This window comes from Stenotrophomonas sp. STEN009, assembly GCF_056760395.1.
Genome location: NZ_JBRRES010000002.1, coordinates 173,520 through 191,210, shown reverse-complemented (window position 1 = coordinate 191,210; position 17,691 = coordinate 173,520). Strand labels below are relative to the sequence as shown.

General features: G+C 66.5%; 18 protein-coding genes. 6 read left to right on the top strand and 12 right to left on the bottom strand.

The genetic code is table 11. The features are described 5' to 3' along the window. Positions 1 to 4 precede the first annotated feature (4 nt). The 7 genes from ACVOMM_RS01910 to ACVOMM_RS01880 all read right to left on the bottom strand — a co-directional run bounded on the left by ACVOMM_RS01910 (position 5) and on the right by ACVOMM_RS01880 (position 7,058). Positions 5 to 688, bottom strand: a complete 684-nt coding sequence (locus ACVOMM_RS01910; RefSeq protein ID WP_053515858.1) for a hypothetical protein — start codon at positions 686 to 688, stop codon at positions 5 to 7. An 11-nt stretch (positions 689 to 699) separates the two neighbouring features. After that, a complete protein-coding gene (locus tag ACVOMM_RS01905; RefSeq protein ID WP_180875205.1) occupies positions 700 to 1,296 on the bottom strand; it encodes an NADPH-dependent FMN reductase in 597 nt (198 codons plus the stop codon). A gap of 81 nt (positions 1,297 to 1,377) precedes the next feature. After that, positions 1,378 to 2,601, bottom strand: coding sequence for a hypothetical protein (locus tag ACVOMM_RS01900; RefSeq protein ID WP_180875206.1), 1,224 nt, complete (start codon positions 2,599 to 2,601; stop codon positions 1,378 to 1,380). Beyond that, a complete protein-coding gene (locus ACVOMM_RS01895; protein ID WP_481525819.1) occupies positions 2,598 to 5,129 on the bottom strand; it encodes a TcfC E-set like domain-containing protein in 2,532 nt (843 codons plus the stop codon). Before ACVOMM_RS01895 ends, ACVOMM_RS01900 begins: the two co-directional genes overlap by 4 nt. Positions 5,130 to 5,212: 83 nt before the next feature. After that, positions 5,213 to 5,710 (bottom strand): CS1 type fimbrial major subunit, encoded by a 498-nt coding sequence (locus ACVOMM_RS01890; RefSeq protein ID WP_053515864.1) that lies wholly within the window; start codon positions 5,708 to 5,710, stop codon positions 5,213 to 5,215. Between the two features lie 66 nt (positions 5,711 to 5,776). Next, positions 5,777 to 6,520, bottom strand: a complete 744-nt coding sequence (locus tag ACVOMM_RS01885; RefSeq protein ID WP_481525818.1) for a CS1 fimbrial subunit B flags: Precursor — start codon at positions 6,518 to 6,520, stop codon at positions 5,777 to 5,779. A gap of 172 nt (positions 6,521 to 6,692) precedes the next feature. After that, entirely contained in the window at positions 6,693 to 7,058 is a 366-nt protein-coding gene (locus ACVOMM_RS01880; RefSeq protein ID WP_146256258.1) for a hypothetical protein, read from the bottom strand. Positions 7,059 to 7,492: 434 nt separating this feature from the next. Here ACVOMM_RS01880 and ACVOMM_RS01875 point away from each other — a divergent pair, with 434 nt between their 5' ends. Beyond that, a complete protein-coding gene (locus ACVOMM_RS01875; RefSeq protein ID WP_154582308.1) occupies positions 7,493 to 7,798 on the top strand; it encodes a hypothetical protein in 306 nt (101 codons plus the stop codon). A gap of 35 nt (positions 7,799 to 7,833) precedes the next feature. On the opposite strand, the gene ACVOMM_RS01870 is transcribed toward ACVOMM_RS01875, so the two are convergent. Further along, the gene (locus ACVOMM_RS01870; protein WP_193395817.1) at positions 7,834 to 8,037 is read right to left on the bottom strand and encodes a hypothetical protein; all 204 of its coding nucleotides are present in this window, start codon (positions 8,035 to 8,037) and stop codon (positions 7,834 to 7,836) included. Between the two features lie 90 nt (positions 8,038 to 8,127). Then, positions 8,128 to 8,772, bottom strand: coding sequence for a LuxR C-terminal-related transcriptional regulator (locus ACVOMM_RS01865; RefSeq protein ID WP_065182299.1), 645 nt, complete (start codon positions 8,770 to 8,772; stop codon positions 8,128 to 8,130). Positions 8,773 to 8,855: 83 nt separating this feature from the next. Between ACVOMM_RS01865 and ACVOMM_RS01860 the strand changes: the two genes are divergently transcribed. Further along, a complete protein-coding gene (locus tag ACVOMM_RS01860) occupies positions 8,856 to 9,494 on the top strand; it encodes a response regulator (RefSeq protein WP_065182300.1) in 639 nt (212 codons plus the stop codon). A gap of 264 nt (positions 9,495 to 9,758) precedes the next feature. Next, positions 9,759 to 12,191, top strand: coding sequence for an ATP-binding protein (locus ACVOMM_RS01855; RefSeq protein WP_481525817.1), 2,433 nt, complete (start codon positions 9,759 to 9,761; stop codon positions 12,189 to 12,191). Here the strand turns inward: ACVOMM_RS01855 and ACVOMM_RS01850 are convergent. Further along, the gene (locus ACVOMM_RS01850; RefSeq protein ID WP_180875222.1) at positions 12,165 to 13,739 is read right to left on the bottom strand and encodes a S15 peptidase family protein; all 1,575 of its coding nucleotides are present in this window, start codon (positions 13,737 to 13,739) and stop codon (positions 12,165 to 12,167) included. The genes ACVOMM_RS01855 and ACVOMM_RS01850 overlap by 27 nt on opposite strands. A gap of 206 nt (positions 13,740 to 13,945) precedes the next feature. Between ACVOMM_RS01850 and ACVOMM_RS01845 the strand changes: the two genes are divergently transcribed. Then, positions 13,946 to 14,860, top strand: a complete 915-nt coding sequence (locus tag ACVOMM_RS01845) for a hypothetical protein (RefSeq protein ID WP_180875223.1) — start codon at positions 13,946 to 13,948, stop codon at positions 14,858 to 14,860. Between the two features lie 93 nt (positions 14,861 to 14,953). Continuing rightward, a complete protein-coding gene (locus ACVOMM_RS01840; RefSeq protein ID WP_180875224.1) occupies positions 14,954 to 15,649 on the top strand; it encodes an HAD family hydrolase in 696 nt (231 codons plus the stop codon). 45 nt (positions 15,650 to 15,694) lie between these two features. Here ACVOMM_RS01840 and ACVOMM_RS01835 read toward each other — a convergent pair whose 3' ends face one another. Together ACVOMM_RS01835 and ACVOMM_RS01830 are read right to left on the bottom strand one after the other, a co-directional pair. After that, positions 15,695 to 16,120: a VOC family protein gene (locus ACVOMM_RS01835; RefSeq protein ID WP_053515885.1), complete on the bottom strand. Its 426-nt coding sequence runs from the start codon at positions 16,118 to 16,120 to the stop codon at positions 15,695 to 15,697. 10 nt (positions 16,121 to 16,130) lie between these two features. Continuing rightward, a complete protein-coding gene (locus ACVOMM_RS01830; RefSeq protein WP_180875225.1) occupies positions 16,131 to 16,592 on the bottom strand; it encodes a helix-turn-helix transcriptional regulator in 462 nt (153 codons plus the stop codon). 204 nt (positions 16,593 to 16,796) lie between these two features. Between ACVOMM_RS01830 and ACVOMM_RS01825 the strand changes: the two genes are divergently transcribed. Then, positions 16,797 to 17,669 carry an NAD(P)-dependent oxidoreductase gene (locus ACVOMM_RS01825; protein WP_481525816.1) on the top strand — a complete coding sequence of 291 codons (873 nt, stop codon included), beginning with the start codon at positions 16,797 to 16,799 and terminating at the stop codon, positions 17,667 to 17,669. Positions 17,670 to 17,691: the final 22 nt, after the last annotated feature.

Below are 17,691 nucleotides of genomic sequence, written 5' to 3'. Positions count from 1 at the left end.
GCGTCTACTGCGCACCGGCTTCCGGGGCCAGCGTATGCACCACCCTGCCCTGTGCATCGAGGAACTCGATGGCACCATGGCCTTCGGCAGTGACGGTCAGGCGCAGGCGGGTCCGGTCCTGCTTGTCATTCAAGGCGATGGCCGGCGTGCCGTCGGCGCCCACCACCATCTGGATACGCGTCGGAACCTGCACCCCCGGTACCAGCTTGTTGCCCAGTGCGGCATCGCGGATCGGCGGCGGCGCCTGGTTGATCGAGAACCGGACCTCGCCATCGGGCGATACCCGCCAGCCGATCGCATCCATGGCCGGATGATCCAGCGCCAGCACGGCCATCCCGCCCTCGATGTCAGCGGTGCCGAATCCGCCGCGTTCACTGCCCTTGTCGTCGTACAGCACCATGCCCGCGACGTTGAACGCGCGCTTGTACTGGATGCCATCGATGATCGGTGCCGGCGTCTGCCCCGACAGCGTCATGCGGATCACGCCCTTGTCATCCACGATGTCGATGCGGCGGGCTGTGATCCGCTCGCTGTCAGGACGTTCGACGCGAGTCTGCGGCGAGCGGTCGACAATCAGCCGCTGCAACTGCTCGGCCGACGGGCGCTTGGTGCTCTCGTCTGACTCGGCCCAGGCATTGCCGGTCAGCATCGCGGCCAGTGCAAGGGCAAGGCATCCAATCGGTTTCATGCGAGTGTGGTTCATGGCGTGCGCTCCCCGCGCAACTGGTGAATCCAGCTCTGGAACCCCTCCAGGAAGCGGTGCAACCGCTTGCGGGTGGCGTCATCGAAGTCATTCGTTGCGGTGTCGAGTGCCGATGCCGCCTCGGCAATGTACAGCTGCGGCGAGGTCATGACGAGTGCCCCCATCGCGGCCAGCGCGTGGCGCAGCTGCGATTGCGCCAGCCGTGTGCCCCACCGCCCCGGGGTGGCGCCCATGATGGCGACCGGCTTGCCGGACAGCACCTCACCCAGCGCGGCATCGTTGCGCGACAGCCAGTCCAGGGTGTTCTTCAACACGCCCGGCAGGGACTGGTTGTATTCGGGCGTGGCGATCAGCACGCCGTCGGCCGCAGCAACCGCAGCACGCAGGCGCATCACGCCGTCCGGACCACCCGCAGCGTCTGCTTCCAGGTCCTCGTTGAACAGCGGAATGTCAGCGATGCTGTCATGGACGGTCAGCGACAGGCCGGCCGGCGCCGAGCCTGTTGCAGCGTCGATCAGGTGCCGGTTGTGACTGTTCCGGCGCAGGCTGCCGGCGAAAGCGAGTACGCGCAGGGGGGCGAAATTGTCAGGCATCAGAGGTTCCCAGGAAGGACCGGATGGAGAGCACTCGTCCGAATGCTCTGCCGATCATGCCAGACACCACACGTCGCAGCGCTATGGATCTGCGTCGAACACCACGGTGACGCTGCCCTGATACGTGGTGCCCGGGTGATCCAGCATCTTGCGTACCGGCTCGCCGTTCACGGCGAACCGAAGCGTCGACGAACGCCCGATGATGACGGCATCGGCGGTGAATACAGGCGGAGGCTGGTTCACCCGCAGCGGCAGATCCACCACCTGGCGGCCGCTCGCGCGATCACGAAAACCTGGCAATGTCAGGCTGACATCCAACGGAACGTCATCGGCATCAACGCTCGTATTGCGGATCCCGCAGCGCCCGTCTGCCTGCAGGTGCTCGCACTGCATCGAGACACTGAACTGGCCGGAACTGCTGATGTGGAACGGAACTTCCTGCTGCAGCCGCGCCGGTGCGATGCCATGGTCGGTCCACTGGCTCCACCCGCCTCTGGGCGCCAGCACCGCGTGATCCATGCCGGGGGCCACATCCAACCGGAACGCATGGCGCACCTCCAGGCGGAAATGCACGTTCACCAGGCTGTCGGACAGGGATACCCGGTGCCCGAGGTCGAAGTCACTGCCCTGCCCGGTTCCCCCGAACGAGAATCGGGTCGAACCGGTGTAGATGCCACTGCGCATCTCCAGCGGCGCCGGGGTTTCCAGCGCATAGACGAAATCCAGTGCTGGAATGGCATAGTTGTTGGTGTTCACCCAGTGCAGGCCGCAGGCGACGGCGCCCTGTCCGCCGTCGCTGCGCAGGAGCATGCGCATGACAGTGTAGGCACTTGATCCTGTCACCCCATACGAGCAGTTGTTCGGTCCGCCGCTGGAGTAGAACCCGCTCGACGCCCCGTCCCTGTCCTCGTCGGTGAACCGCATCGCCGCGCCGATCACCCGCAGGGTGAGGTCGAAGCTGCTGGCGCCATCCTCGGACGTGACGGTCACGATGCGCGGTGCCGGCATCGCGATATAGAAGCCGTCCGGGCCGTAGTCCGCATTGCGGATCACCTCCTTGCTGCCACGGACGGTCGTATCGATGCTCCACCAGTTGTTGGCGATGCAGGTCGCCATATGCGCATTGGCACAGACCCCGCTCCACGGCGTGGTATTGACGAATCCCCGTTGGTTGGGGTTTGCCAGGTCCGGCTTGAACTCGGCCGTGATGTACACGTCGGCCGCCTGCGCGGCCAGCGCGGGCAGCAGCATCAGCATGCCAAGGGCAAGCCGGCGAAGAAGGCGGTAGTGCGCAAGGAACATCATGGCGCTTCTCCAGCATGGCCGGCCGCAGCCTGTGCGGCCAAGGCCGAAGGTGGACATCTGAGGATGCCGGCCATCCACATCTCCCCACGCGGGCGGGTTGTGCGGCCATCCAGCTCGAAACTGCACGAGCTGATGTCCGGATGACGCACCACCAGCGTCGGCATCCGGCTGCTCATCTCCAAGGCGAAGAAGCCATCGGCCTCGGCGACACTGCGCCCGGCATGATTGATCACGTGCGCACCGGCCAACGGCCGCCCCTGCGAGTCCTGCAGATGGCCCAGCACGGTGATCGTTCTGACGACATCCACCTGGTTGTAGGCGATGCCACCCTTGTTGAGGTGGTAGGGCAGCACCGACGGCTGGATCGCGGCGGCAGGCGCATGGTGATCATCGAAGTCGAGCTGGATCGACCCGGGCCTGTAGGCGGACACCGGCAGCAGATTGCGGCCGGGGCGCAGGATATGGGAACCGCCACGGCTGTCGTGGGCACGGATCGTGGCGCCGGCCAGATCCGAACGCACATCGATGATCATGCCGGTGTCAACCATGCTGGCCTGGCCGTCGCCTGCGATCGCCAGGGTGCCTCCGCCCACGGCAAGCGTACTTTCCAGATTGACGCCCCCGCTCACACCACCGTCCAGCGAAGAGCGCTGCAGATGGAGATCCCCGCGCAGTGCAGCCGACTCGAAGTGGGCGTTGCCGCCCAGGCCGATGCCGGTGCTGTCCACGGTGACCTGCCCGGCGACACTGTGCACGATGCTGTCTGCGAAGCGCTGTTGTACGCCTGCGCTGGCGTAGACGTCACGGCCACCCCGGGCCCCGGTCCGTGAGCCAAGGCTGCCACTGTAGCGGCGCCCATCCTGGCCGAGCGCGATGTTCAAGGTGAACTCCACGCCACGATTGCGTCGCAGGCCCGAGCTGATGCTGCCGGGGCGATCGAAGACCGAGGCCCGCCAGTTGGCGTCACTGCCGAACAGCGTCTGCCGACGGCTGAATGAAAGGTCGAAGCCGGTGCCGCGGCTGATGCCCTGGCTGTGTGAGATCCGGGCCGAGAGCTGGCCATGCCGGCCGAACCCGTGATTGACCCCGACTGCGGAGGTGCGCAACCAGCCCTCGCGCACGGGCGCGCTGGTGTACCCGGGAAACGGCGGAGGCTCGATGAGATCGCCCTGCGCCTGCCAGCTCCGCGTATGCGAGGCGACCACGCTGCCATTGCGGTAGCGCAGCAGGCCCTGCAGGTCCACGCCCTTGCCGGTCCGGTTGGAGGTATAGGCATTCGTGTAGACATTGGCCCAGTCGTTGACCTGCCAGTCGACTGAACCGGCAAGCGAGCGCTCGTCCCCGATGGATTGCACAGCAACGCCAAGCACCGCACGTGGATGCGCAAGATAGTTGACCACGCCGCCCACGGCAGGCCGGCCCGCGCCGGGATCATCGAAGCTGTCCAGCAGGCTGTCCTGCACGCCGGCAAAGGCACTGTAGCGCCAACGCCGGCTGGGATCGCGCCACTGGGTGGGTTTGTGGATGATGGACGTTGTCCGTGACGTCTCGCGTCCGTCCTCGATCACACGCAGTTCCACTTCATAGATGCCGCCAGGCAGACGTCGCGTCTCCACCTGCTGAAGCCCCGGACGGACCGCCTGGGTCAGGATCAGGCTACCGTCACGGTAGACCTCGACGCTGCCCTCGCGGTTGGCAGTCACGTATACCGGGTACAGGCTGGGCGAACGACTGTCCACCAGCAGCGTATCGGACGAACCGGCCATCACCCCGAAGGTGGTGAAACGGGTGCGTCCTGCGCCACGGGGCTGCCGCGTAACGCCGTCGAAATTCGGGAGGAACCATCCTGCACGCAGGAAATGGTCCTTGAACTCACGCTGCGCGTGCAGTGACTGCAGGACATGGCGGACGCGACGATCATCCTCGCCGCTGCGGTCCGCCTGGTAGCTGGCGTCCAGTGTCCAGTTGCCGACGCTGCCCTGTGCGGCGAGCGCGTAGCGACCGGCAGCCCGCTGGCCCTCTCCGCCGTAGGCATTCAACTGGTGGCGCAGGATCAGGCCGCTGCTGCCGGAATCGGGCAGCGACAGGTGGCGCTGCACCGCCAACGCCTGGCCGGCCGCCTCGGAGGCGATTGAAAGCAGGGAGCTCTCGAGGCTGTAGTGCAGGCCGGCGAGCCCATCGCGGCACGGCCTCGTGCACGGGCCGAGGGCATGAGGGGAGCCCAGCACGGCCAGCCAACGCTCGCGCTCGCTCTCGGGCTGGGTGCTGCCGTGCGCGTCGGTGAACTCCAGCAACGACACCGCGTTGTCGCGGGTAAGCACGGCGCGCGCGTCACCCAGGTACTCGCCGTCCCGCTCTACCCGGACCACCAGCGGCACATCGAAGAAGTGATCGCGGAAGTCATCCGGCAGGGCATCGGACTGCTCCAGCAGATTCAGTGTGTCCAGCGCGCCCTCGGCAGCCAGCACGGCAGGCGCGGTGCAGAACAGCGCGAGGGTAATGGCGAGAGGGAGGGTGCGCGGAGACATGATGGCTTCTTGTTGAGTCAGAATGAGGCGCGCACTCGCTCTCCCGGGGGGAGCGGGCGCGCCCGGTCTGCACAGGACTGTGCTTACGGCGAACGGCTTTCGAACATCATCGAAACGGTGCCGCTGTAGTTGCCCTGCAGGTAGTCGCCGCCGGCCGGCGCCGCTGCGATGGACACGAGGGCACGCTTGCCAGCCGCAGCCTCGACTTCAGTCGCGACTTCAACGGCGGCGGCCGGGCCCACGTCCAGGGTCTTGCCGGCCACGGAAACCGTCATCGGCATTTCACCGGCGTCTGCCGCCAGCTTGGCGTCGTAGGCAAGGTGCGCAGTGATCGCGCCCAGGCCGCTCTTCATGTCGATCTGCTTCTGCACCGGCTCCAGACGCTGCGTGGTCATGTTCCACGGCAGGTCCTGGGTTTCGCCGGCCCAGTCACCCACGGGGGAAATCTGCAGGCCGGTCGGCGACGGCACGGTGGCCGTGACGTTGATCTGCAGCGGGAACTGCTCCGGATCGGCGAAGGCGACGGCCGGCGACAGGGTCAGGGTGGCCAGGGCGGCCACGGTGATGGACTTCAGGTTCATTGCAATTGCTCCAGGGTTGGAAAATGCCGACGTGTGCGGCGGTGGACGCAGCTTCAGAGGAAGCTGCTAGTCGAGCAGGACGGATTTGCGGGATTTCCCCTCGACGATTTCAAAGCGATGGTCTTGGCCAGGCAGATGTGCGAATGCCTCGCTGCGTCCGGGCAACAGATGCACCCTGCGCGACGCTCCGCATTGCCCGGGCTGGGTGCCGGTGCTGCACTGGCGCACGTTGTCGAGCACCACGGTGCTGTTGCCCGCGTTGTGCACCACGGTGCGGTCGGCCTGTCGATCAGTGCGCAGATCAGACAACGGCGCTTCCGGATGCACGATGACGAAGACGCCGTAGCCGGTGAGCACGTTGACGCCGGCCGCGATGGAACGGCGATAGTCCTCGGACTGCGCCTCGGTCAGTGCGAACTCGTCCTCCTTCTTCGGCAGCACAGGCACGAAGCGGACACGGTAATAGCGCTCCTTGTCACGATTGCCGTGGAAGAGCAGCCGCGTGGCCTGCTGCCCTTGGCGCGGAACGATGAGGCGCGAAGGGCTGGCAATCAGGGCATTGCCACCACCGCCATACACACCCGGCTCCACATCGACCTCGTAAGGCGTGTTGTCCACCGTGTAGCGCACCTCGGTGACCTGCACACGCACGAATGCCGTGGCGTCACCGCTGTTGCGGACACGCTTCAGCAATGCGCCCTGGTCGGGCAACAGGTACTCGTACATGGCGCCGACGTGGATCGACGGCATTTCGGCGCTGGCGAACGTGGGCAACAGCAAGGCTGCGCCCAGCAGAATGAGGCGTTTCATCGGAGCTTCCTTGAGGTCGGGGTGCGGCGTTGCCGACACCCTCTTCATCGAAGGGCGCTACGATAGGGACGGATACTCTGCCTGGGTATGCAACTATTCCGAATAATTCGAAATCCCGGGCCGCGCGGATGAACGGCTCAGCTTCGTGTACTGCGCACGCTGTAACAGGGAATCAGCGGGTCGCGCCGCAGCTGGAACAGTGGTTCGACAGGCCCATCAGAGCGATCACATGCTGGCGGACCGCATCGTCGGCGCACAGGATCATCACGCCTTCGCCATCGGGCACCGAACGGAACATGCCGTGCAGGGTGATCGGAGCGGCGGTGCGTGTGGATATGGCAACGGTATGGATGCGACCGCGGCCGCACGCGCTGCGCAGCGCACGCTGCTCTGCCCCGGTGGCCTGCCTTCCTGCGTGACCGACGCCACGGGGCTCCAGCCCGATGCTCACCGTCAGTGACCGGCCCATGAACCGGCTGGTGATCACCGGCACATCGCGATCGGGGAATCGGCACAGGAAGGCAATGTGGCTGCGCACGCCTGCCTCTTCCGATGCAGATGACGGCCCCAGGATGGCACCTTCATCATGGGGCATCGTTGCGGAGTCCCGGCACAGGCAGTGACGCAGATCCGACAGTACTCCGGCTCCCGCTGCGAACATCGTCTTGACCCCCTCGACATGGTCCATGTAGGTAACAGCCCCCTCGCCGCTTCCTGCGCCGGCGCGCCGTCCATGCTATGTCCGCCGGCTGGAGCACTCAATCGAACAACTCCGAAGTTCAGCGCGGATCGCCCTGTCCGGCCAGCTCGGCAACGAATGATTGATAAAAGTTCTATGGAAAGAACGCGGACTTGATTGCACTGTTGCCATATTGCACTGCAGCGAAACCCGCTGGAGCTGCACTGTCGGCGCGATGGCGCGCCGTTTGACCAGGCCGGAGATGCGGTGTTCGGATGCGTGTGTGCTTTCTGATGAAGTTCGACCTGCGGCGTGATCGCCATGGCCTCGCGCCCCCGCTCTACGCCTACGTCTGTGCCCATGCAACATCGCGGGAGATCGCACTGCGCAAAGCCTCGCGCGTGCTGTCGAGAATCGTGATGGACGACAGTCAGACGAAGTGGATGATGATGGAGTGCAAGGACGTGGTGCAGGCATGTCGCTCCGGGCTTCTGCCCGTGGAAGAGACACTACTGGAGCAGGCAAGCGCGGCGAGGTCCGGCGTTGCTGCACTGTATCGGGAATCGGTGCAGATCGTGGGCGTCACGGAACAGCGATGATGTGTGCGGGCGCCCCACTCCACCCGCGTGGCCGCCTAGGCCTGCCGGGGCACGGCGCTGCGACCGCCCATCTCGTCGTGACGGTGGTTCTCCCACGTGCTGCGCAGCTGCCTCCGCTGCGGCGCGGACGCATACATGTAGCCGTTCAATGAATCAAGGAACCACCGCTGCTGCTCGACATCCAGTGCAGCGAACCGTGCAAGCACTCCGGCTACGCAGGCATCCAGTTCAATGGTCATTCCGCTCCCCCGGACTACGAGTTAAGTTGCAGTCACTGTATGGATGGCAGTTCACTTCCACAATCGAACTAGTTTGCAAATGCCGCAGGCCTATCCGCCATCGGCACAGGTCACCCAGCCATTGGCAGCAGCATAGCGATGGACATCGATGGTGCTGTTGAGGCCGAGCTTCTTCATCGCCGAGCGCTTCTGTGCACTGATGGTCTGTACGCTGCGGCACAACTGGCGGGCCACCTCGCGCTGGCTGTAACCTTCGACCAGAAGGCGCAGGACCTCCAGCTCGCGCCCGGACAGCACCACGCCCGGCAACTGCTCATGCAGCGAAGCGAGTTCGAGCATCCGCGGCGACAGGTGGTTCCTGCCGACCGCCGCGGCGAGAATGGCCGGTGGCAGGTACTCCAGCGGATCGGACTTGGCAACGATGCATTTCACGCCGGCCCGCTGCGCATGCTCGATGATGTGGCTGCTGTCGTTCCCGGTGAGCAGGACGAGCGCCGTGCGAGGAAAGCGTCGCAGGAGGAAGCGGATCAATGACAGACCGTCTCCGTACTCGCCACCCGGCATCGAGTAGTCGATCACCGCGACCTGCACGCTGGTGGTGGCCAGCAGGTTGACGAGCTCGCTCGAATTCCTGGCACACCCCCGCAGGGACAGGTCCGGGTGTGCGGCGATGAGCCGGGCAACGCCGATGGTGACCACGGGGTGATCATCGGCGATGATGAATTCGACAGGCATGTTTCGCGCCTCCTTCTGTTGACGCTTGTCAGGTTGGCCGTGAAGTTTCCTGTTCGCGAAAACGCAATGCGAAGGAAAACACTATGAAAGACCGAGTCGAGGATGTTGTCATTGCCGACGATCATCCGATCACACGCTTTGCGGTTGAGGCGATCGTCGATGAGCAGGCAGGATTCCAATGCCTGGCCAGCGTTGCAAACGGCGTCGAACTGCTGGACCTCCTCGCTGTCCAGCCTGCCGATGTTGCCGTCGTCGACTACTCCATGCCCGCTGGCGACGGCTGCGATGGCCTGGCGTTGGTGGATACGTTGTGCAGCAGGTACCCGGCACTGCGCATCGTGGTTCTCACCGCGCTGGACCAGTGGCCGATCATCCAGGTTCTGCTCACGCGCGGGGTGGCCGCGGTGGTCAGCAAGTCGGATGACCTGCGGCATGTCGCCAGAGCGTTGCTGGCCGCATCCCAGGGACGCCGGTATTTCTCACCCGCCATCCTGGCCAGCCGCGATGTGAACGGATTCGATTCCGCCGGCGAACTGCTCTCGCCTCGCGAAGCACAGGTGGTACATCTGCTCCTGGCGGGCAAGGGCGTGAATGAGATTGCGCTTGAGCTGGCGGTCACCAAGCAGACGGTCAGCACCCAGAAGCGTGCGGCAATGCGCAAGCTCGGCGTGAGCAGCAATGCCGAACTTTTCAGGTTCGCATCGGAGTTGGGACTGGAATGAGCGCGTCTGCCGACGGGCGCGCCCAGGGTCGCGTTGGCACCTCGTGTAGTGGGAAGGCGGCAGCGGGCCGGGGCAGGAATGATGTACGGCTCGTTCAGGTTCTCCAATACAATTAGTTGCAAAGACGCATCGGGCACTCTTTGCTAGCCTTCCAGCACCGAAATGGAGGAGCACCGCGGGGTGACAGCTTCGCGTCGCCACGGCTTCTTCAGCACAACGTCCCGTGAGATCCGCTCACGTGCTTTGCCCGCCTCTGGAAGGCCGATGAAACGATCAACAGGAATGGCCGGGCTGCTGGCTGCAGCCGCGCTTCTGCTCTGCGCGCTTGCCACGGGAGTCCATCACTCCTCCCGCAACGACGACGTCACGCAGGCGCGCATCATCCGTGTGGCCGCCGATCCGCAGTTGGACGGAGGGCGTGCGGTTGGCTTCGCCACCGGGAAAGGTGCTTCCGCCTATCGCTACATGATGCACATCGCCGGGCTCGCGGGCGTCCGCTTCCAGTTCGTACCCACCGGATCGCCCACGGAGGCCTACCGTCAGCTTCAGTCGGGCAAGGTGGATCTGGTGCCTTCGGTCATGGACCTGGATCTTCCGCAGGATGACCGCTTCCTGGTGTCGCCACCCTACTTCGAGGGCAGGACACTGCTGTTCTCACGCGCGGCGGGGCCCGGTTTCGCTACGCTTGGCGCGCTGGCCGGTCACGTGGTCGCCGTACGCGAGGGCAGCCAGTACGTCGACTGGATCCGGCGCCATCATCCGGATATCAAGGTGCTGGAGTTCACGGGAGTGCCGCAGATCCTCGGTGCGGTCGAGTCGGGAACGGCGGATGCGGCGCTGGGAACCGATGCGCTGTACAACCCGGTGATCCGCCGATACTTCCAGCATACCCTGGTCGCGTCCGGTGCGGTCGCGGAGCTGCCGATCGTGGTGCGTGCGGTGGTCAGGCGCGAGGACAAGGCGCTGCTGGACACCATCGACAGCGGACTCCGCGCGCTTTCGGTCGCCCATCACCGGGATGTGATCGATGGCTGGCTGGAGACGGTGTACCGCACGCCGCCCTCGGTCGGCGCAATCCTGCTGTACTACCGGACGGAAGCGATTTCCGCCGCCCTCGTCCTGCTGGCGCTGGCGTTCGCGGCCTACCAGATGAAGCGATCACGGGATCTGGCCAAACGCGCCGCGCAGGAGAAGGCAAGGATGCTGGCCGTGGTCAGCCATGAAATCCGCAATTCGGCCAATGCGCTGCTTTCGGCAACCGACCTGCTCGGCAAGGGCCCCGTGCTTCCGGAGCAGGAAGAGGCCCTCGATGCAGCCCTGGCCAGTGCCTCCAGCCTCAGTCTTCTGCTGAACAACGCATTGGAGTACTCGCGATTTGAAGGAGGCAGCCGCGCAGCGGAGCCAACGCGGGTCGCGCTGCGCCCCCTGATCGAGGAGTCGGTGCGCGCGTTCCGCCCGCAGGCGCGCGAACGCAACGTAACCTGCCATGTGGAACTGCCCTGTGGCGAGCCGGGCGATCTGTGGATCGATCCCATCGTGGTGCGGCAGGTGGTCGTCAACCTGTTGTCCAACGCGATCAAATTCACACGCAACGGTGACGTACGTGTACGCCTGTGGGTGGAGGCCGGCACGTCCGGGCACTGCACACTGAACATCGAGGTCATCGACAGCGGTATCGGCATGAGTGCCGAGGAGCGCGACGCCTTGTTCTCCGACTACTGGCAGAGCCAGCAGGGACGCGCCCTGGGCGGTGCTGGCCTGGGCCTGTCCATCTGCTCGCGCATCACGCAGCGGCTGGGGGGTTCCATCCAGGTGGAGAGCAGCCCCGGAAAAGGCAGTCGCTTCCACGTCGTGCTTCCCGCACGTCACGCGCGAGCCTGCGAACCTTCCGCTCCCACGCTCGCACTCCAACAGCAGGCGACCGCCACGCACGGGAATCCATCGGTACTGATCGTGGAGGACCATATCTACAGTGCACGGATGTTCAAGGCGCAGATCGAGGCGATGGGGCTGTCGGTGACCTTGGCGACGGATGCTGCGCATGCCCTGCGCGTAATCCGGACGGCTCCTCAGTTCGGCTCGATCCTGCTGGACTGCAACCTGCCCGACATGGATGGCTACGCACTGTGCCGGCGGATCCGCGCGATTGAGCACTCGCGGCGGCAAGGACGTGCCAGCATCCTGGCGATCTCAGCGATGGAGGGCGTTGAACATGCGAAGGAGTGCGCCGAGGCGGGGTTCGATCACGTCGTGACCAAACCTCTCTCCACCTTCCAGCTCAGGGCCTGGCTGGGCCGCAGACCGGGGGACGAGATCGCACGCGGAATGCTGGAGATCTTCTGGGAATCGTATGACAGCGACCTGCAGGATCTCCAGGTCGCGGTCGAGGCGGGCGTCTGGGGCAAGGCCAGCGACATGGCCCACCGCATCTGCGGCAGCGCGGCCATCGCTGGCGAGCGTGGCATCGAAGCCATCGCGCGGGCCCTGATGCCGGCACTGCGCCAACGCACGGCAGACCCGGCGTCGGCCAGTGACATCGCCCGCCTCATCGAAGACCTGCGATGGTATGCGGCGCATGGCACGCGGATGCAGCAGGCGCCGCTGGCAGCGGCGCCGTGCGCTTCCTCCGCCGCACGCGGCCGCGTCCCCGTCGAGGAACGCGGCATCGCCTCAGTGCAAGGGCACCCGCAGGACTGAAGGTGCGTTGGCCGGGGAACTGAAGGTGACCGTTCCGCCCAGCTGGCTGACGCCGGCATAGCGCAGGTCCACGGTGTCGATCACCAGGGTCAGCCGGCTTCCGGCCGGGATGTTCCAGCTGCTCGCTTCAAGACGCAGATCGAGCGTGCTGGCCTGCCCTGGGGTCGCGCTGCGCAGGGTGTACGGCTTGTGGCTGATCAGCTGCCCGTTGCCGAGGACGTCCTCGACGAACAGATACGCATAGAGCGTGGTGTCGGCCCGGCTGGGGGTGACGGTGACGCGCACTTCCGGCATGCCGTCCAGGCGACGGGCGCTCCAGTAGACCGGGCTCTGCCAGACGCCGGCGGCATTGCGGCCGATGAAGGGCACGTAGGCGCCAGGCGCAACGTTGATCATCTGCAGGGAGCCGGACACCATCGCGACACCGGAGTTGGCGGCGGTCGGCAGGCCACTGCCGATGCGGTAACTCCAGCCGCTGCTGCGCCCGTTCTCGACCAGGCCGCCCGTGGGAAGCAGCAGTCCGCCCGGCGCGGTCAGCGCGTACTGGGTCGCCCCGGCACGGGTCGCCTGCCAGTCTGCATAGGTGTTCCAGCTGCCCTTCTGCGACTTCAGCTGCACGGCCGGGGCACGGTCGATGCCGTTCGCCACGCCCTTGAGGTAGTGATCGAACCAGTCCCCCACCGAGGCGTAGACCTCATTCGGCACTCCCAGCGCACCCAGCGCCTCGTTGAGGGCATGATCGCCATGACGCAGCTGCAGCTGCTTGGGGCCAGTCAACGCATTGAAGAAGTCCACCAGCTGGCCGGGCGGGAACAGGCTGTCGTTGAAGGCATTGGCCAGGAAGATGGCGGGGCGGTTGGCGTTGATCTCCGCCACGCTGGCCGATGGGCTGCGCAGTGCCGCAACCGGCAGCAGCGATTCGACCGCGCCCTGGAAGTTGCCGGTCACCACCCTGCGGTTGATCGTGGCCAGCTCCTCACCGGGACGGCCGGTGGCCAGGCCGGCGGCCACCAGCAGGGCAATGCCCTGCGCGCTGGGGGTGTCATTGCTGTACAGCGCCGCCTGCAGGTCGGCCCAGCCGCTCAGTGCGGCCACCGCCTTGATGCGCGGATCACGCGCCGCCGCCAGCAGACTGGTGCCGGCGCCGTAGGAGATGCCGGACACACCGATGCGGGCGGGATCGGCCCGGGTGTTGTCCAGCGCCCAGTCGATCAGCGCGCTGACATCTTCGACGGTGGCGGGTCCGGCGATGTCGATCGACCCACCCGACTCCCAGAATCCGCGCGAACTGTAGCTGAGCACGATATAGCCACGCTGGGCCAGCGCCTGCGCGACGCCGACATATTCCACGCTGGGAACGGCCCAACTGCTGGGCATGACCAGCAGCGGAAGGCGTCCCTCGCCCTGCCCCTGCGGCTGGATGACGAATACCCCGAGCGGTGTTCCGTCCCAGCTGGGTATCGTCTGATGGGTGGTGGTGACGGTCACCGCCCAGGCGGCAGGTGACAGGCCGGTCAACAGGATCAACAGCAGCAGCATCTTGCGCATCGTCGTTTCTCCCCGTCGCTGCAGTGCGACGAGCCGGACCGTACCAGTGCGAATGGTGGGAGACACCTTGCGACGCAACATGGCGGCAACGCCCCGTCTCGCCGGGCTTGAACATGAATGCGGCGTGCTAGGCTCGAGCGTGCCGATGCAGGCATACAGACAGCTCACTGCCCGTGCCGGTGGATCCGGTTGCCAAGAAGAGGTCGATGGTGAAGTTCCCGTCCCGGATGGCCGCGTGCGTGGCCGCCCTGCTGGTCCTCCTGGCGATGACGCTTGTCGTCGCCTCGCGGCGGTCTGCGGACAGCACGCAATCCCCCACGGCCACTACCGGAGCCGAGGCTGCGCTGCACGGTGCGCCGGCGTCGGCAGCCGCCGCGGGTACCGGACAGGCCAAGCCCGTGCTTTCACCCATGGCGCGCTACCGCGAGGCGGCCCGCCTGGATCTGCTCATCGCCGACCTGGAGCAGCGCTCGCGCAGCGGCGACGCCGACGCCAGCCTGGCCCTGAGCCGGATCTACGACGAGTGCGTGATGTTCCTCGACCCCGCGGCAATCGCGACGATCGACATCCCTCCCGAGCGCCGTGCGGCTCTGATACGCAGCCACGCATGGTTGCAGAGGCGCTGTGCCGGGTTCTCGCCTGGCACTGTCGAGAGCATCAGGAACGTCCGGCACTACCGAAGCCTGGCCGCCCGGCAGGGCAGTCTGGTGGCCCAGATAGAAGAGCAGATCAGGCATGCACGTTCTGATCTGTCCCTGGCCGATCACAGGACACTGATTGAAGCCGTCCTCCTGCAGGAGGATGGCGAGGCGTACGTGGCACTTTCCAACCTGATGGGTTCAACGGCAGCCGGCAGGCGCGAGCAGCTGCAGGGCGTTCCCGCCGGCAGCGAGGTCGCCACAGCGGCCTGGATGCTCGCAGGATGCCGGCTCGGCGTCCCCTGCGGAATCGACTCTCCGCTGCTCAACCGCCTGTGCGGCCAGTCGGGCATGTGCGGGCCGGAGTCGGTCGAGGACCTGTTCACCAGCGACCTGCAGCCGGAAGACAGGGACGCTGCCCAGGCCGGGGCTGATGCGATCTTCGCGTTGGCGCATCGCATGGGACGGGAACCGGGCCTGTAGTCGGCGCGCCCTCGGCATCCCATCCGCAGCCCGGCAACCCGGCGCTGCGCGAACCGGCGATAATGATGGGCTTTTCACTGGCAGGAGTTGTCGATGTCCCCCTACCCCTTCGATGCGGTGCTGTTCGACTGCGATGGCGTACTGGTGGATTCCGAGCCGCTGGTGGCCCGCGTGCTCTCCGAGATGCTGAGTGCGCGCGGCTGGCTGCTGACCCCCGCCCAGGCAGGCGAGGTCTTTCTCGGCAAGTCCGTTGCCGGATTGGCCGGCCTGATCGAGGAGCGCACGGGAAAACCCTTCACCGCCGAATGGCTGGAGGAGTTCCGCCAGCAGCGCAATCGTGCCCTGGAGCGGGACCTGACCGCCATCGAAGGTGCCCCTGAAGCCGTGCGGGCCATCCACGCCGCCACCGGCGGCCGCATCGCCTGCGCGTCCGGCGCGGACCTGCACAAGGTGGAACTGCAACTGCGCAAGGTCGGGATGTTCGACGCCTTCGAGGGCCATGTCTTCAGCGGCCAGGACATGCCGCGCAGCAAGCCACATCCGGATGTCTACCTGGCCGCTGCCGCTTCGCTGGGCGTCGAGCCGCAACGCTGTGCGGTGATCGAGGACACCGTGACCGGCGCTGCGGCCGGCGTGGCCGCGGGTGCCACCGTGTTCGGCTTCAGCGAGGGCGGGCCGCACCACAGCACCCCGGAGGCACTGCGCGCCGCAGGCGTCCATCGGGTGTTCCAGCGCATGGACGAGCTGCCGGCCCTGCTGGCCGCCCACGCGGCCGACACCGTGGCCTGATCCGGTCAACCGGATGCAGCGTGGGGCCGGCCCCGCGCCCGCGGCTCATGGCCGCCGCCTCGCATCGGACCGGGCCTCGATCATCTTCCAGCCATTGCCGGAAGGATCACGGAATCCGGCATCGACCGCGCCGTAGCGCTCGACCGGTTCCTGGGTGAACTCGACCCCGCGCTGTCGCCAAGCTTCGTAGGTGGCCCGGCAATCGTCCACCGCGAGCACCAGGGGCGGCATCGCCCCCTTGGCCAGCAGCTGCTGCAGGCTCGCCGTGGTGGCGGCGTCGTGGACCGGTGGGCCGGGCCGGAACAGGCCAAGCTGGACGCCGTCCTGCCCGGGGCTGCGGACCGTCAGCCAGCGGTAGTCACCGTTGCGCACATCGGTGTGCACCTCGAAGCCGAGCTTGCCGACGTAGAAGTCGAGTGCTTCATCCTGGTCGCGCACGTACAGGCCGACCACATTCACGCTGTTCGTCATGGGACCTCCCTCAGTCAGGGGCGACGTTAGCAGCGCTGTCGCGTCGCCGCTTCTCCAGAACTGCGGTCTTCAGGTCAGGGCGTCGCGCCGCGCGGGCGTGGCACTCCGGTAGCCGACCCTGCGCCGCCACCCCTGCGCGCTCGCGTTCGCGGATGGCACCCGGGCTGGCGCCGGTGATGTCACGGAAGATGCGGCCAAAGGTGCCCAGGCTGACCCAGCCGGTCGCCAGCGCGATCTCGGTGATGGGCAGTTCGGTCTCGCGCAGCAGGGCAACCGCCCGCTCGATGCGCCGGCTGAGCAGGTAGCGATGGGGCGGTATGCCAAACGCCTGCTTGAAAGAGCGTGCGAAGTGCGCCACGGACACTGCGCTGACCTCGGCCAGACGGGCGACCGGCCACGGTTCGTGGCTGGCGCGGTCCACGCAGTCGCGGGCACGCAGCAACCGGCGCAGCAGTTCCGGGCTCTGGTTCATGGCCTCCCCGCATGCACGAGGCAGGGCCACGCATCCTCCGCGCACGCCACCCCTTCAATGGCGTGCGAGGATGCGGACAGGGGCGATGGGTGTCGGGCGGCCATGAGCCGGCCCAGCCTGCGTCCCCGACTGCGCGCGGTCAATCCCTGCCGGTCGCCGGCGCCCTGCGGCATGATGGGCGCCTTGTCCCCAGTGGAAGCAGTCATGCCTGTCGGATTCATCGGGCTCGGAGTGATGGGAACGCCGATGGCGTCGCACCTGGCGCGGACGGGAAGCCAGGTACTGGGATGGTCGCGCTCGGGCCGCAACGACGCCGAGGCGGTCGCCGCCGGTGTCGGAGTGGCCGATGGCGTTGAAGACGTGTTCGCTGCCTGCGGCACGATCATCCTCATGCTCGCCAACGACGCGGCGATCGACAGCGTGCTGGCACGCGACAGCCCCGAATTCGCCGCGCGTGCTGCCGGTCGCCTGCTGATCAACATGGGGACCAGCTCCGCGTCCTATTCGCATGCATTGGCACAACAGGTGCGCGCAGCCGGCGGGCGCTATGTGGAAGCCCCGGTGTCCGGCTCGCGGGTGCAGGCCGAAGCCGCGCAGCTGGTCATCCTGCTGGCAGGTGAAGACGAGGACGTCGCACAGGCTTCCGCGCTGGTGGCGCCGCTGGGCAGGCAATGCGTTCCCTGCGGCAATGTTCCCGCGGCATTGCGCATGAAGCTCGCCGTGAACCTGTACCTGATCACGCTGGTGACCGGCCTGGCCGAGGCCGTGCATTTCGCCGAAGCGCACGGCATTCCGCTGGAGCGCTTCGCGCAGGTGCTCGATGCCGGCCCGATGGCCAGTGACGTTTCGCGGATCAAGCTCGACAAGATGGTGCGCGGCGACTATGCGGTGCAGGCGTCGATCACCGACGTGCTGAAGAACAGCCAGCTGGTGGCTGCGGCAGCACGCGACGCCGGCATCAAGGCACCGCTGATCGAGGCCAGCGATGCCCTTTTTGACCGCGCCCAGCGGCTCGGCCTGGGCGGGCTGGACATGGCCGCCGTGCTGCAGGCGCTGCGACGGCCGCCCGCCACCTGATTCAGCAAGGGATGGCACGCCC

Bases quoted from the DNA above. Each gene is read 5' to 3' on its own strand.
- ACVOMM_RS01850 (WP_180875222.1), bottom strand. From the start codon at position 13,739: ATGCGCAAGATGCTGCTGCTGTTGATCCTGTTGACCGGCCTGTCACCT.
- ACVOMM_RS01870 (WP_193395817.1), bottom strand. From the start codon at position 8,037: ATGACCATTGAACTGGATGCCTGCGTAGCCGGAGTGCTTGCACGGTTC.
- ACVOMM_RS01895 (WP_481525819.1), bottom strand. From the start codon at position 5,129: ATGTCTCCGCGCACCCTCCCTCTCGCCATTACCCTCGCGCTGTTCTGC.
- ACVOMM_RS01845 (WP_180875223.1), top strand. From the start codon at position 13,946: ATGGTGAAGTTCCCGTCCCGGATGGCCGCGTGCGTGGCCGCCCTGCTG.
- ACVOMM_RS01865 (WP_065182299.1), bottom strand. From the start codon at position 8,772: ATGCCTGTCGAATTCATCATCGCCGATGATCACCCCGTGGTCACCATC.
- ACVOMM_RS01860 (WP_065182300.1), top strand. From the start codon at position 8,856: ATGAAAGACCGAGTCGAGGATGTTGTCATTGCCGACGATCATCCGATC.
- ACVOMM_RS01890 (WP_053515864.1), bottom strand. From the start codon at position 5,710: ATGAACCTGAAGTCCATCACCGTGGCCGCCCTGGCCACCCTGACCCTG.
- ACVOMM_RS01825 (WP_481525816.1), top strand. From the start codon at position 16,797: ATGCCTGTCGGATTCATCGGGCTCGGAGTGATGGGAACGCCGATGGCG.
- ACVOMM_RS01855 (WP_481525817.1), top strand. From the start codon at position 9,759: ATGAAACGATCAACAGGAATGGCCGGGCTGCTGGCTGCAGCCGCGCTT.
- ACVOMM_RS01900 (WP_180875206.1), bottom strand. From the start codon at position 2,601: ATGATGTTCCTTGCGCACTACCGCCTTCTTCGCCGGCTTGCCCTTGGC.
- ACVOMM_RS01910 (WP_053515858.1), bottom strand. From the start codon at position 688: ATGAAACCGATTGGATGCCTTGCCCTTGCACTGGCCGCGATGCTGACC.
- ACVOMM_RS01905 (WP_180875205.1), bottom strand. From the start codon at position 1,296: ATGCCTGACAATTTCGCCCCCCTGCGCGTACTCGCTTTCGCCGGCAGC.
- ACVOMM_RS01835 (WP_053515885.1), bottom strand. From the start codon at position 16,120: ATGACGAACAGCGTGAATGTGGTCGGCCTGTACGTGCGCGACCAGGAT.
- ACVOMM_RS01885 (WP_481525818.1), bottom strand. From the start codon at position 6,520: ATGAAACGCCTCATTCTGCTGGGCGCAGCCTTGCTGTTGCCCACGTTC.
- ACVOMM_RS01875 (WP_154582308.1), top strand. From the start codon at position 7,493: ATGAAGTTCGACCTGCGGCGTGATCGCCATGGCCTCGCGCCCCCGCTC.
- ACVOMM_RS01840 (WP_180875224.1), top strand. From the start codon at position 14,954: ATGTCCCCCTACCCCTTCGATGCGGTGCTGTTCGACTGCGATGGCGTA.
- ACVOMM_RS01830 (WP_180875225.1), bottom strand. From the start codon at position 16,592: ATGAACCAGAGCCCGGAACTGCTGCGCCGGTTGCTGCGTGCCCGCGAC.